Origin of the sequence: Kitasatospora aureofaciens, from assembly GCF_019192735.1 — a bacterium.
GTDB classification, from domain to species: Bacteria; Actinomycetota; Actinomycetes; order Streptomycetales; family Streptomycetaceae; genus Kitasatospora; species Kitasatospora aureofaciens_A.
The window spans coordinates 1-13322 of sequence record NZ_JAHTKP010000065.1 but is presented as its reverse complement, the minus strand read 5'-3'; the positions used below and the strand labels follow the sequence as shown (position 1 = coordinate 13322).

Below are 13322 nucleotides of genomic sequence, written 5' to 3'. Positions count from 1 at the left end.
GCCGCAAGGTGCCCCCATGATCCGCGTACAGCCCGGACACGTGGTGTCCCCGGTCCACCATGGAAGGCCCTCCCGGAACGGCGCACGTCCACCGGGCCAATGAGGTGAGGCGCCCCATGCCGCAGGTCTGAGAGATCTCCCCCGGACGGACCAAGGGCGCGAGCCGAGCCGCACTGCGTACTGGCGATCGTGCTTCTGTTCCGTGTACCGCCGCACAGAGGGAGAGACATCAGTGGGCACCAGCATCAGCGAGAGTCGCCAGACCGCTGCCTATCCGCTGCTCAAAGGTCAGAAAGCCTTGGTGACCGGCGCAAACTCCGGGATCGGCAAGGCCACCGCCATCGGCTTGGGGAAGGTCGGTGCCGATGTCGTGGTCAACTATGTGTCCGATCGCGAATCCGCCGAAGCGGTGGTGCGGGAGATCGAGAGCTTCGGGGTGCGGGCCTACGCGCACGAGGCCGATGTCTCCCAGGAGAACCAGGTGGCCGAGATGATCTCCCGCATGGTCGACGAGTTCGGCACGATCGACGTCCTGGTGGCCAACGCGGGCCTGCAGCGGGACGCCGCCGCCACCGACATGACCCTGGCGCAGTGGCAGAAGGTCCTGGACGTCAATCTGACCGGCCAGTTCCTGTGTGCCCGGGAGGCGGCCAAGGAGTTCCTGCGCAGAGGAGTCGTCCCGGAGGTCTCCAAGTCCGCGGGAAAGATCATCTGCATGAGTTCGGTCCACCAGATCATTCCCTGGGCGGGGCACGTGAACTACGCGGCCTCCAAGGGCGGCGTCCTGATGATGATGCAGACCCTGGCCCAGGAGTTCGCACCTCACAAGATCAGGGTCAACGCGGTCGCCCCTGGAGCGATCCGTACCCCCATCAACCGCGATGCCTGGGACTCCCCGGCGGCGGAGGCCGACCTGCTCCGTCTGATCCCCTACCGCCGGGTCGGCGACCCGGAGGACATCGCCACCGCGGTGGCCGCGCTGGCATCCGACCTGTTCGACTACGTAGTGGGCGCCACGCTCTATGTCGATGGCGGGATGACGCTGTTCCCCGGTTTCGCCACCGGCGGGTGATCGTCGACAACGTGCCCCGGATTCCACAGAGTCGACGCAGGCGTCCACCTCTCCGCCGAGCGCGCCGACCCACAGTTCGGCTTGGACGGGGGTCGCTTTCCTGCTCGGCCGCATTCCGCTCTCATTCCCCATCTACGCCGCCATCCTCGACCGCGCCGCCTACGTCGCCATCCGCCGGCTCGGCCGGGAAGCAGCCGGACTCCAGCACGAGCCGCTGAACCGGGAACGGAGCCAGACGTGAGCTACCACGAGCACCCTGACGACAGCGTGGACGGACCCGCTCACAAGCGGCCCCACGCAGCTCGGACCGACTACGTCAGCGCGCTTTACGGATCGATCCTCGCCGCATCGGTCGTGGCCGGGGCCAGCCTCGGCTCCTTCCCTCGGCTCCAGCTCGTGCTGCTCCTGCTCATCACCGCGCTGGTGTTCTGGGCTACGCACGTCTACACCGCCCTCGTCGGAGACCGGCTGGCGCACAAGTCCTTGACCTGGGAGGAGATCCGCCGCCAAAGCGCCCGCGAGTGGCCGATCGTCATGGCGGCCGTTCCTCCGGCCGCTGCCGTGATGATCAGTCCGGTCCTGGGGATCGGAGTGGCGGGAACGGCCTGGTTCGCCCTCGCCATCGCCGGGGCCGAGCTGGTCGGCTGGGCCAGTGCCGCACTGGTCCGCGCCGGCGCGACCCGCCGTCTGGTGGTGGTCAGCGGCGCCGTCAACCTTCTACTCGGGCTGATCCTTGTCGCCGCCAAGGCCGCCCTTCATCACTGACAGCCGATTCCCCGGCACAGCCCGCCGAACACGACAGCCCCGGACCGGCGCCGGAGGCCGGCAACGTCAGTCCGGCCGTCGTGGCTGACCAGTGGTCGACCCCATTTACCGATCCGGCCCTGGGGCAAGCGGGCTGGTGAGGTTCCCCCGCTGAACTGGACGGCTCCGCCTTGGTAGGTGATCAGGAAGCCGGCCGCACTGCCCGCACCGCGCTCGCCGATCTCACTGAGCGCAGTGGCAGCCGGGCACGACGTGCCTCCGACATAGCGTTCAACTCCATCCATTGCAACGAACAGGGTGCGGGCCGTTGCATTAGACTCCAGGGTCACTGCAACGATTTCTCGGCTTCTACCTGCAGTGATAGGGTTTCCACACAACGAATCTGTTGCCAGATCAGTGAGTGCAACGTAGCTTTTCCGTCATAAGAAACGGCGGGCCGACGGAGCGCCCGCTGCGGAAGAAAGAGAGCACGATGCAGAAGTTCGATACGGCCGGATCCACAACGCGCTCAAGAACACCGACGGCGCCGGCGCCGGCCTGACCGCCTACGGCGACATCACCGCCCGCAGCCTCTGAGCAGCACCCCTTAAAGCCAACCTGGCCATCGCCGCGAACAGGCTGCGCAGGTCCTACGGCGACAAGGTCGTGCTCGACGGCGTCGACCTGGCCGTCCCCGAACGAACGATCTTCTCCCTGCTCGGCCCGAACGACGCCGGCAAGACCACCGCCACCTGCAGGCCCCCGGCAACCCGGAACAGTCCGACCGGACCGTCAAGGTGCGCGCCCGCAGCAACGGCGGTGACATCCATCGTCCGCCACGCCTGACCCCAACACGGCACCGACAGTGCCCACCTCGGCTCCCCCGGCTCGCGAGACGGCCGGCGCCCTCGCTTGAGCCCTCCCATGCCCTCATCACCCCTGCCGTGATGGCACCACCGTGGCATCACCATGCCCAAACCGACACCGAGGAAGGACAAAAGGAATGAGCACCACTCAGGACTACCAGGCCGCGGAGCAACTCCTCCGCCGACCCGCCCGCCCTGGCGAGCTCGTCATCGGCGACAAAGTCAGGCCGCAGTGGATCGACGGAGGCGCCCGTTTCTGGTACGCGGTGAGCAATGGCGTCGGCAGGCGGTTCATGCTGGTCGACCCGGCGGCGGGCACCTGCGGGCCGGCCTTCGACCACGCCCTGCTCGCCGCCGCGCTGGCCGCCGCCTCCGGGCAACAGGTCGACCCTGCGGCCTTGCCGTTCATGGCCATCGAACTGGCCGGGAACGCCGTGGAGTTCGACGCGTTCGGCGAGCATTGGCGCTGCCGCCTGGACAGCTACGCCTGCGAGCGGGCCGAGTCCACGCCGCCCGGTAACCCGCTGGAGGTGCCGTCACCCGACAAGAAGGTCGCGGTGTCCCGGCGGGGGCACGACCTGTGGGCGCGCTCGCTGTCCGACGGCCGCGAGTGGGCGCTGACCACCGACGGCGAGCCCGACCACCAGTACGGCTCCGGCCCGGACTGCACGAGCAACGCCACCCTGCTGCGCAAGATCGGCCTGCCGCACCTGCCGCCCGCGGTGGCCTGGTCGCCCGACTCGACGAACGTGCTGACGCATCGGACCGATGAGCGCGGCGTCCGGCAGACCCACCTCGTGGAGGCCAGGCCCGCCGACGGCAGCGCGCCCCTCCTGCACACCCAGCGGTACGCCTACGCCGGGGACGAGAACATGCCGCAGGCCCAGCTGGTCGTGCTGGACGTCGCCGAAGGCACGGTGGTCCGCGCGCAGGCCGAGCCGCTGCTCATGCCGCAGTTGTCGCCGATCACGACCAAGTGGGCGTGGTGGGCTCCGGACGGCTCGGCGGTGTACTACCTCGACCGGCCCCGCGACCTGCGCACGCTCACCCTGCACCGGCTGGAACCGGCCACCGGCGAGGTCACCACTGTGCTCAGCGAGACCGGGGCCACCCGCGTGGAGCCCAACCAGTTCATGTACGAGCCGCCGATCGTGCGGGTGCTGGCCGACGAGGTGCTGTGGTACTCGCAGCGGGACGGCTGGGGCCACCTGTACCGGTACGACCTGCGCACCGGCGCGCTGCTCGGGCAGGTCACCTCCGGGCAGTGGGCGGTGCGTCAGATCCTGCGCGTCGACGAGGCCGAGCGGGTGGTGTATTTCACCGCCTCCGGGCTGGTTGACGAGGATCCGTACCGGCGCACGGTGTGCCGTGTCGGTCTGGACGGCTCCGGCTTCGCCAAGGTCACGGACGACGAGCTGGACCACATCGTCACCATGCCGGACAACCAGGAGTACTTCATCGACTCCGCGTCCACTGTCGACACCCCGCCGGTGTCCCGCGTCCGTGACTGGGCCGGGCGGGTGCTGGTCGAGCTGGAGCGCGCCGACATCAGCAAGCTCACCGCCACCGGCTGGACGCCGCCGGAACGGTTCCGCGTCAAGGCGGCCGACGGGGTGACGGACATCTACGGGGTGCTGTACCGGCCGCGGGGGTTCGACCCCGCCCGGCGCTACCCGGTGGTGGACAACGTCTACCCCGGCCCGCAGGTCGACCGGGTCGCCCCGTGCTTCGACCCCGGCGGGATGGGCCTCGACGCGGAACCCGTCGCGGCGCTGGGTTTCGTGGTGGTGGCGCTGGATGGGCGAGGCACCCCGGGGCGGAGCAAGTCCTTCCACGACGCCTCCTACGGCCACTTGGCCGACGCGGGCTGCCTGGCCGACCATGTCGCGGCGCTGCGGCAGCTGGCCCGGACCCGGCCGTGGATGGACCTGGACCGGGTGGGCGCGTTCGGCCACTCCGGAGGCGGGTTCGCCGCAGCGCGGGCGATGCTGGACTTCCCCGAGGTGTACAAGGCCGGAGTCGCCCTCTCCGGCTCGCACGACGCCCGCTACTTCAACCTGGGCTTCGTGGAGACCTACGACGGCGCGGACAATCCCGAGGCCTGGGCCAGTGCCTCCAACGTGGACCTCGCGGACCGGTTGGCGGGCAAGCTGCTGCTCATCCACGGCGAAATGGACGACCAGGTCCACCCGGACCACACGCTGCGGCTGGCCGACCGGCTCATCGCCGCCGACAAGGACTTCGAGCTGCTCATCGTGCCCGGGGCCGAGCACACGTTCATCGACTGCCTCACCTACGTTCGCAAGCGCTGCTGGGACTTCCTGGTGCGCGAGCTGATGGGCACGCAGCCACCCGCCTACCGCCCCGCCCCCATCGCCATCGACCCCGAGTTGCTCGGCGAGCTGTTCGCCTGAGCCGAACAACCAGCAGCCCGTTTCCGCCCTGCACCGGCGTCGCCCCACGTCAGCCGATCGATCAGTGCACCGCTGCAACCGACCAGGCGTGCTCAGCGCCCGCACCACCGACGGCTCGTCCGCCCCCGCGACAGCGGCGGACGAGCCGTCGGCGTCCCCCAGGGCGGCCGCCGCTACTGCGGCGTCACGTAGGCGCCGGAGATGCCGCCGTCGACGAGGAAGGTGTTGGCGGTCATGAAGGACGAGTCGTCGGAGGCGAGGAAGGCCACCGCGGCGGCGATCTCCTCGGGCTCGGCGAAGCGGCCGAGCGGGATGTGGACCAGTCGGCGGGCCGCCCGCTCCGGGTCCTTGGCGAACAGTTCCTGCAGCAACGGGGTGTTCACCGGGCCGGGGCAGAGTGCGTTGACCCGGATGCCCTCGCGGGCGAACTGCACGCCCAACTCGCGGGACATGGCCAGCACTCCGCCCTTGGAGGCGCTGTAGGAGATCTGCGAGGTGGCCGCGCCCATCACGGCGACGAACGAGGCGGTGTTGATGATCGACCCCTTGCCCTGCCGCCGCATGTGCGGGATCGCGTACTTGCAGCACAGGTAGACGCTGGTGAGGTTGACCTCCTGGACCCGCTTCCAGGCGTCCAGGCCGGTGGTGAGGATGGAATCGTCGTCCGGCGGGGAGATGCCCGCGTTGTTGAAGGCGATGTCGAGCCGCCCGTACTCGTCGACGGCCCGCTGGAAGAGGTCGCGCACCGCCTGCTCGTCGGTGACGTCGGCCTCGACGAACAGGCCGCCGACCTCGCTCGCGGCCTTGGCGCCGGTCTCCGCGTCGAGATCGACGCAGACCACCTTGGCGCCCTCGGCGGCGAAACGGCGGGCGGTCGCCAGGCCGATGCCGCTGCCCGCGCCGGTGATGACGGCCACCCGGCCGTCGAGTCGCTGGGTCATGCTGATCACTCCTCCGTGGAGATGAAGACGTTCTTGGTCTGGGTGAAGGCGTCGAGGGCGTCCGGGCCGAGCTCGCGGCCGAGTCCGGACTGCTTGAAGCCGCCGAACGGCGTGGTGTAGCGCACCGAGGAGTGCGAGTTGACGGAGAGGTTGCCGGCGTCGACGCCGCGCGAGACCCGCAGTGCGCGCCCGACGTCCCTGGTCCAGATGGAGCCGGACAGCCCGTACTCCGTGGCGTTGGCGATGCGCAGGGCGTCCTGTTCGTCGCGGAACGGGACGACCGCGACGACCGGGCCGAAGATCTCCTCGATGAAGGCACGGTCGTCGTGCCGCACGGGCGCGAGGACGGTCGGGGGGTACCAGAAGCCGGGCCCGTCGGGGGCGCTGCCACGGAAGGCGACGGCCGACCCGTCCGGGACGTAGGAGGAGACCCGCGCCCGGTGGGCGGCGGAGATCAGCGGGCCCATCTCGGTCTTCTCGTCGGTCGGGTCGCCGACCCGCACGCCGCGGACGGCTGGTTCCAGGAGCGCCAGGAAGTCCTCGAACACGGATGCTTCGACCAGGATCCGGGAGCGGGCGCAGCAGTCCTGGCCGGCGTTGTCGAAGACCGCGTACGGCGCGGTCGCGGCGGCCCTGGCGAGATCGGCGTCGGCGAAGACGATGTTGGCGCTCTTGCCGCCGAGTTCGAGGGTGACGGGTTTCACCTGGGCGGCGCAGCCCGCCATGATCTCCTTGCCGACCCGGGTCGAGCCGGTGAACACCACCTTGCGCACGTCGGGGTGGGTGACGAAGCGCTGTCCGACGACCGGGCCTCGGCCGGGCAGGATCTGCAACACGCCCTCCGGGATCCCCGCTTGGAGGGCGAGTTCACCGAGGCGCAGGGCGGTGAGTGGAGTGAGTTCGGCCGGTTTGACGATGACGGTGTTGCCGGCGGCCAGCGCCGGGGCCAGGGCCCAGGCGGCGATCGGCATCGGGAAGTTCCACGGCACGATGACCCCGACCACGCCGATCGGTTCCTGGAAGGTGACATCGATGCCGCCGGACACCGGGATCTGTCGGCCGAGGAGCCGTTCGGGGGCGGCGGCGTAGTACTCGATGACGTCCCGCGCGTTGCCGGCCTCCCAGCGCGCGTTGCCGATGGTGTGGCCGGCGTTGGCGACCTCCAGTGCGGCGAGGTGCTCGCGGTCGGCGTCGACGGCGGCGGCAAAGGAGCGCAGCAGCCGAGCTCGGTCGGCGGGGGCCACCCGGCGCCAGGTGTCGAAGGCGGCGCGGGCGCGGGCGACGGCGGCGTCGGTCTCGGCGAGGCCCGCCAGTTCGACGGTGGTGATCACCTCCTCGGTGGCGGGGTTGACGACCTCGAAGAGGTCCGTTTCGGTCATCGGCCTGTCTCCCTCATCGGACAGTCTCCCTGTGGGTGGAGGTCTGGCTCGTGGTGACGAGCGCGCGGAAGACGCGCAGGTCGTCGGGGTCGGTCTCGGGGTGCCACTGGACGCCCAACGCGAAGCGGTGGCCGGCCAGTTCGAGCGCCTCGACGGTGCCGTCCGCGCTCCGGGCGGTGGCCTGCAGACCGGTGCCGAGCCGGTCGACGGCCTGGTGGTGGTAGCAGGAGACCTCGGCGGCCGGCCCCAGGACGGCGGCGAGCCGGCTGCCGTCCACCAGGCCGACCCGGTGGCGGACGAAGCGGGCGGGGACGATCTGGTGGCTCTCATCGGGCAGGTGCTGGAGAAGGGTGCCGCCGAGTTCGACGTTGAGCAGCTGCATGCCGCGGCAGATGCCGAGCAACGGCAGGTCCCGCGCCAGGGCGGCCCCCAGGAGCCCGCTCTCCCAGTCGTCCCGTGCGTGGTGGGGCGGGCCGGTGCGCGGATCGGCGGTCGCCGCGTACCGGGCCGGGTCGACGTCCGGTCCGCCGGCGAGGACGAGCCCGTCCAGGGCGTCGAGCAGGTGGTCGGCCCCGCCGGGTTGCGGCGGCAGCAGCACCGGGGTGCCGCCCGCGCGGACGACGGCGTCGACGTATGTCTGGGGCACGAGGGAAGCGCGCTGGTTCCAGACGGACCAGGCGGCGTCGTCCTGGTAGCTGGTGATGCCGATCAGCGGTCGTCGGCGGTCGTCGCGACTCACAGCCGCTCGAATCCGCGGCGCCGCTCCCAGTCGGTCACCGCCCTGTTGTAGGCCGCGAGTTCGGTGCGTCCGGCGTGGGTGTAGTGCCGGACGACATCCTTGCCGAGGGCCTCGGTGGCGACGGCGCTGCGTTCGAAGGCGTCGACCGCGTCGCGCAGGGTGGCGGGCACCCGGGGCGCGTCGGAGGCGTACGCGTTGCCGGTGAACTCCGGTTCGAGTTCCAGCTGTTGCTCGACGCCGTGCAATCCGGCCGCGATCAGGGCCGCGACCGCGAGGTACGGGTTGACGTCGCCGCCGGGGACACGGTTCTCGAAGCGCAGCGACGGGCCGTGACCGACCACGCGCAGGGCGCAGGTGCGGTTGTCGCGGCCCCATGCGATGGCGGTGGGCGCGAAGCTGCCGGGCGCGTAGCGCTTGTAGGAGTTGACGGTGGGTGCGAGCAGCAGCGCGAAGTCGGCCAGGCAGGCGAGCTGCCCGGCGAGAAAGTGCTCCATGGTGCGGGAGAAGCCGTGCGGCCGGTCGCCGGCGAACACCGGTGCGCCCTGCCGGTCGCGCAGGCTGAGGTGGATGTGGCAGGAGTTGCCCTCGCGTTCGTCGTACTTCGCCATGAAGGTGAGGCTGCAGCCCTCCTGCGCGGCGATCTCCTTGGCGCCGGTCTTGTAGACGGCGTGGTTGTCGCAGGTGGTGAGGGCGTCGGCGTACTTGAAGGCGATCTCGTGCTGGCCGAGGTTGCACTCGCCCTTGGCGGACTCGACGGTGAGGCCGGCGCCGGCCATGTCGTTGCGGAGTCGGCGCAGTAGGGGCTCGATCCGGCCGGTGCCGAGGATGGAGTAGTCCACGTTGTACTGGTTGGCTGGGGTGAGCCGGGTGTAGTCCTTGTCCCAGGCCTGTTCGTAGCTGTCCCGGAAGACGATGAACTCCAGCTCGGTGGCGGCGTGGGCCTGCCAGCCGTATCCGGCCAGGCGTTCCAGCTGGCGTTGCAGGACCTGACGCGGGGAGACTGCGACCGGGCTGCCGTCGTGGTGGGTGACGTCGCACTGGACCATGGCTGTGGCGGGGTGCCAGGGAACGACCCGCAGGGTGGCGAGGTCGGGGCGGAGCACCAGGTCGCCGTAGCCGCTCTCCCAGGATGAGATCCGGTAGCCGTCGACGGTGTTCATGTCGACGTCGACGGCCAACAGGTAGCCGCAGCCCTCCGCGGCGCCGGGCACGACGTCGGTGAGGAAGTACTCGGCGGCGACGCGTTTGCCCTGGAGGCGCCCCTGCATGTCGGTCATGGCGAGCACGACGGTGTCGACGGACCCGTCGGCGACGCGGGCGCGCAGCCCGTCGAGGGTGAGCCGGGGGCTGGTCATCGGACCTCCAGTTCGGTGTCCAGTGCGTCGGGTTCGGGTGGCGTGCCGTGGACGGTGGGCCCGGTGAACCAGTGCCGGGCGGAGGCCAGCCACCACAGGCCGGCGAAGCCGAGGACGATGGCCACGGCGACGGGGGTGTAGTTGAAGCTCTCGACGGTGATCGGGCTGACGGTGGGGAGCATGAACAGGACCGTGATCACCGCGGTCCAGCCGACCGCGACGGCGCCGATCGGCCGACTCCATCGGCCCAGGTGCCAGGGGCCGCGTGGGAAGTCCTCGCCCTGGCGCAGCCGCAGGTACACCGGGATGACGTAGGAGATGTAGAGACCGATGACGGAGATGGAGGTCACGGCGGTGTAGGCGGTGGTGTTCCAGAGCGCGGGCAGCCCGAGCAGCAACGCGCCGCCTGTCGCCAGCCAGACCGCGTTGGTCGGGGTCTGGGTGCGCGGGTCGATGCGGTGCCACAGGCGGGAGCCGGGCAGCGCGCCGTCCCGGGAGAAGGCGTAGATCATACGGGAGTTGGCGGTGACGGAGGCCATACCGCAGAAGAACTGGGCGCCGATGACAATGAGCAGCAGGAGCTGGGCGCCACCGGCGCCGATCGCGTCGATGAAGATCTGCGCGGGCGGGACATCCGTGTCGCTGGCGAGCGCGCCGTCGTAGTCGCGGATCGCGAAGGTGATGCCGATCAGCAGGATCCAGCCCGCCACCAGGGAGACGGTGATGGCGTTGACGATTCCGCGCGGGCCGGAGCGGGCGGCATCGTGGGTCTCTTCGGTCATGTGCGCGGAGGCGTCATAGCCGGTGAGGGTGTACTGGGCCATCAACAGGCCGAGCATCGCGACGTAGAACTGGTTGTGAAAGCCGGTCTGGTTGACGAACTCGGTGAAGACGAAGGAGGCGGAGGCGTGCCGATCGGGGAGCAGGGCTAGCGCGCCGACGATGACCGCGACACCCACCAGGTGCCACCACACGGACACGCTGTTGAGGACCGCGACCAGGCGCACCCCCTGGGTGTTGAGCAGGCCGTGCACCAGCAGGATGACGGCGAAGATCTCCATGGTGTGCGCGGGGCTGGCCTCGACGCCGAAGCGGAGCGTGAGGAACGCGTTGGTGAAGAAGGCGGCGCCGTAGTCGACGCTGGCGGTCACCGCGACCTGGCCGAGGAAGTTGAACCAGCCGGTGAACCAGCTCCAAGCCGGGCCGCGGCTGCGGGTCAGCTTGGCGGACCAGTAGTAGAGCCCGCCGGCAGTCGGGTAGCTGGAACAGATCTCGGCCATCGCCAGCCCGACGCAGAGCGTGAGCAGGCCGACCACCGGCCAGCCCCAGACGATCAGGGCCGGGCCTCCGGTCTTCATCCCGGTCCCGTACAGGGTCAGGCAGCCGGAGAGGATCGAGACGATGGAGAAGGAGACGGCGAAGTTGGAGAAGCCCGACATCGACCGGGCCAGTTCCTGGGTGTAGCCCAGCTCGCGGAGCCGCTGTTCGTCGGCGGAAACGGGGGCGGTGTTCTCCGGAAACACGGCGGGGGCAGGGTGGTCGGGTGAGCGTGCGTCGGTCATGGGCACCCCTGGGGGTTGAGGGTGTGCCGGGGAGCACACGGCCACGACGGCGTGGCGCGGTCGCCCCGGCGGGTTCGACGGTCGGACGGCTCTTCAATGGTCTGGAATCAGGCCATTGGGGTGGGTGAGCAGCATCGTTCCGGCTGGATCGGGGCCGCGTCAAGAGCGAGGAGGGAACGAGTCCGGGAAACCCGCTCGTAGGTACGATTCCGGCGTGGACCTGGAAGAAGCACGTAAGCAGGCGCGGCTCGGCTGGCAGGCCGGGGCGATCTTCCGCCCGGTCCGGACCGGCAACGCCTTCGAGGAGACCGTCGAGAGGCTGCTCCAGGCGATCAAGCTCGGCGTCTTCGGCTTCGGCGACCGGCTGCCCGCCGAACGGGAGCTCGCCGCCCGGCTCGGCGTCAGCCGGGAGACCCTGCGCGAGGCGCTCCGCACGCTGCAGCAGGCCGGCTGCGTCGAACCCCGCCGCGGCCGGTACGGCGGCACCTTCGTCACCTACCGGATGCCCGCGCCGGACGTCGCCGACCTGCGCCGGGCGGCCCGCGACCTCGGCGGCGCGCTGGAGGACGCGCTGACCTACCGCCAGGTGCTGGAGGTAGGCGCCGCCGAGGCGGCCGCCCGTCGCACCCTCTCCCCCGACCAGCGGGCCCACCTGGAGAGCCGGCTGACCGACCTGGAGGGAGCCCCGCCGGAGCAGTACCGCCAGCTGGATTCGCGCTTCCACCTCGCCATCGGCGAGCTCACCGGTTCCCCCACCCTTGCCGCGGCCATCGCCGAGGCCAGGATGCGTCTCAACGACCTGCTCAACGCCATCCCCATGCTGGACCGGAACATCGAGCACGCCGCCGAACAACACCGGGCGATGGTCGGGGCGATCCTCGCCGGCGACGGTGACGCCGCCCGACGCGCCACCGAGGAACACCTCGCCGCGACGGCCGCACTGTTGCGGGGCTTCCTGGCCTGAGGCTCTTTGGGCACCCCACCCGACCTGCAGCTCGACCTGGGCCTCAACGGTGAGGCGGTGGGCTACTTTCCCGGTTCGCGACTCCGCCGACTCGCCCGCGCCGAAGGTCACTTCGACCAGCCCGGACCTCTACGACGCGGGCGGACCACCGCCACCTCGTTCCGGCTCGGGGGCCCAGGCAGCGGCCCCTGCTTCTGACCCGTCCAGATCATTGGCGTGACCCCCATGGCTGGATAGACTCACCCGGCTGACCGAACATCAACTTCAGTTTCGGTACAGGAACAGCGCAGCACCACCCAGGACACCAGGCACAACCCGCCGACGACCATGGGGGTCTCCATGCAGTTCCGCGCCAGAGCGTCGCTCGCCACGGCGACCGCAGCGCTCCTCCTCGCCGCCGTCGCGGGCGGTGTCCCGGCCGGCGCGAGTACGGGCGGCGCGCCGCTCGCCCTGATCTCGCCCGGCGATCCGTACGCCGCCTGCAACCTCACCGCGGACGGCGACGGCACCAACTACCCGTCGGCAGAGGACGAACCGTACGCCGCCGCCAACCCGCGCGACCCGGCCAACACGATCACCATCTACCAGCAGGACCGCTGGTCCAACGGCGGTGCCCGGGGCCTGAGTTCGAGCTACACCACGGACGGTGTGCACTTCACCCAGACCGCTCTGCCGTTCACCCACTGCGCGCCGGGCGGACTGGCCTACCAGCGGGCCTCCGACGGCTGGGTGAGCTTCGGTCCGGACGGCACCGCCTACGCCAGCGCCCTGGTCTTCGACGCCACCACGGCGCGGAGCGCGGTGGCCGCCGCCACCTCGACCGACGGCGGGCGCAGCTGGCAGCACGTCGCCGAGCTGATCAGCGACAACGACCCGGCGATCGTCGACGACAAGAACGCCGTCACCGCCGACCCGGTGCACCCGGGCGTCGCCTACCAGGTCTGGGACCGGGTGGACCAGGCCACCAGCCCGACGCCCGTCTTCGACGGACCGGGCTACATCTCCATCACCCGCGACCACGGCCGCACCTGGTCCCCGGCGGAGCCCTTCGTGGTCACCAGCTCGACGCCGAACACCCAGACCATCGGCAACCAGATCGTGGTCGATCCCCGAACCGACACGCTGTACGACTTCTTCGACTCGATCACCTTCACCGACGTGAAGTTCCCCCACTGAACTGGACAGCCTGATACTGGGACGTTGAGTCCCGGAGGAAGCAGTCCTGATAGTGAGCGGTAAGAGCAACATGAGCAAGCGGTACACGGCCGAGTTCAAGCGGGACGCGA

10 protein-coding genes and 1 pseudogene are annotated in these 13322 nt (G+C 70.3%); 6 read left to right on the top strand and 5 right to left on the bottom strand.

Annotated elements, in window-relative coordinates:
- The first annotated feature begins 277 nt into the window (after positions 1 to 277).
- The 4 genes and pseudogenes from KV557_RS35060 to KV557_RS35050 all read left to right on the top strand — a co-directional run bounded on the left by KV557_RS35060 (position 278) and on the right by KV557_RS35050 (position 5096).
- Entirely contained in the window at positions 278 to 1072 is a 795-nt protein-coding gene (locus KV557_RS35060) for an SDR family oxidoreductase (RefSeq protein WP_218205655.1), read from the top strand.
- A 237-nt stretch (positions 1073 to 1309) separates the two neighbouring features.
- The gene (locus KV557_RS35055) at positions 1310 to 1837 is read left to right on the top strand and encodes a hypothetical protein (protein WP_308130225.1); all 528 of its coding nucleotides are present in this window, start codon (positions 1310 to 1312) and stop codon (positions 1835 to 1837) included.
- A 597-nt stretch (positions 1838 to 2434) separates the two neighbouring features.
- Positions 2435 to 2566, top strand: a pseudogene (locus KV557_RS43475) (ABC transporter); the annotation flags it as partial.
- Positions 2567 to 2819: 253 nt separating this feature from the next.
- The gene (locus KV557_RS35050) at positions 2820 to 5096 is read left to right on the top strand and encodes a S9 family peptidase (RefSeq protein ID WP_218205632.1); all 2277 of its coding nucleotides are present in this window, start codon (positions 2820 to 2822) and stop codon (positions 5094 to 5096) included.
- 173 nt (positions 5097 to 5269) lie between these two features.
- Here the strand turns inward: KV557_RS35050 and KV557_RS35045 are convergent, their stop codons facing one another.
- From KV557_RS35045 to KV557_RS35025, 5 genes are read right to left on the bottom strand one after another with little or no spacing between them, the layout of a single operon-like run.
- On the bottom strand, positions 5270 to 6037 hold the full coding sequence (locus tag KV557_RS35045) for a 3-oxoacyl-ACP reductase (protein ID WP_218205631.1): 768 nt from the start codon (positions 6035 to 6037) through the stop codon (positions 5270 to 5272).
- A 5-nt stretch (positions 6038 to 6042) separates the two neighbouring features.
- Positions 6043 to 7416 carry an aldehyde dehydrogenase family protein gene (locus tag KV557_RS35040; RefSeq protein WP_218205630.1) on the bottom strand — a complete coding sequence of 458 codons (1374 nt, stop codon included), beginning with the start codon at positions 7414 to 7416 and terminating at the stop codon, positions 6043 to 6045.
- 13 nt (positions 7417 to 7429) lie between these two features.
- On the bottom strand, positions 7430 to 8155 hold the full coding sequence (locus KV557_RS35035) for a gamma-glutamyl-gamma-aminobutyrate hydrolase family protein (protein ID WP_218205629.1): 726 nt from the start codon (positions 8153 to 8155) through the stop codon (positions 7430 to 7432).
- Complete coding sequence (locus tag KV557_RS35030) at positions 8152 to 9510, bottom strand: glutamine synthetase family protein (RefSeq protein ID WP_218205628.1); 1359 nt, start codon at positions 9508 to 9510, stop codon at positions 8152 to 8154. The genes KV557_RS35035 and KV557_RS35030 overlap by 4 nt, the downstream gene beginning before the upstream one ends.
- Entirely contained in the window at positions 9507 to 11072 is a 1566-nt protein-coding gene (locus tag KV557_RS35025) for an amino acid permease (RefSeq protein WP_256178416.1), read from the bottom strand. Before KV557_RS35025 ends, KV557_RS35030 begins: the two co-directional genes overlap by 4 nt.
- Before the next feature lie 214 nt (positions 11073 to 11286).
- Here KV557_RS35025 and KV557_RS35020 point away from each other — a divergent pair, with 214 nt between their 5' ends.
- Positions 11287 to 12036: a FadR/GntR family transcriptional regulator gene (locus tag KV557_RS35020; RefSeq protein ID WP_308130224.1), complete on the top strand. Its 750-nt coding sequence runs from the start codon at positions 11287 to 11289 to the stop codon at positions 12034 to 12036.
- A 339-nt stretch (positions 12037 to 12375) separates the two neighbouring features.
- Positions 12376 to 13212, top strand: a complete 837-nt coding sequence (locus KV557_RS35015; protein WP_218205627.1) for a hypothetical protein — start codon at positions 12376 to 12378, stop codon at positions 13210 to 13212.
- Positions 13213 to 13322: the final 110 nt, after the last annotated feature.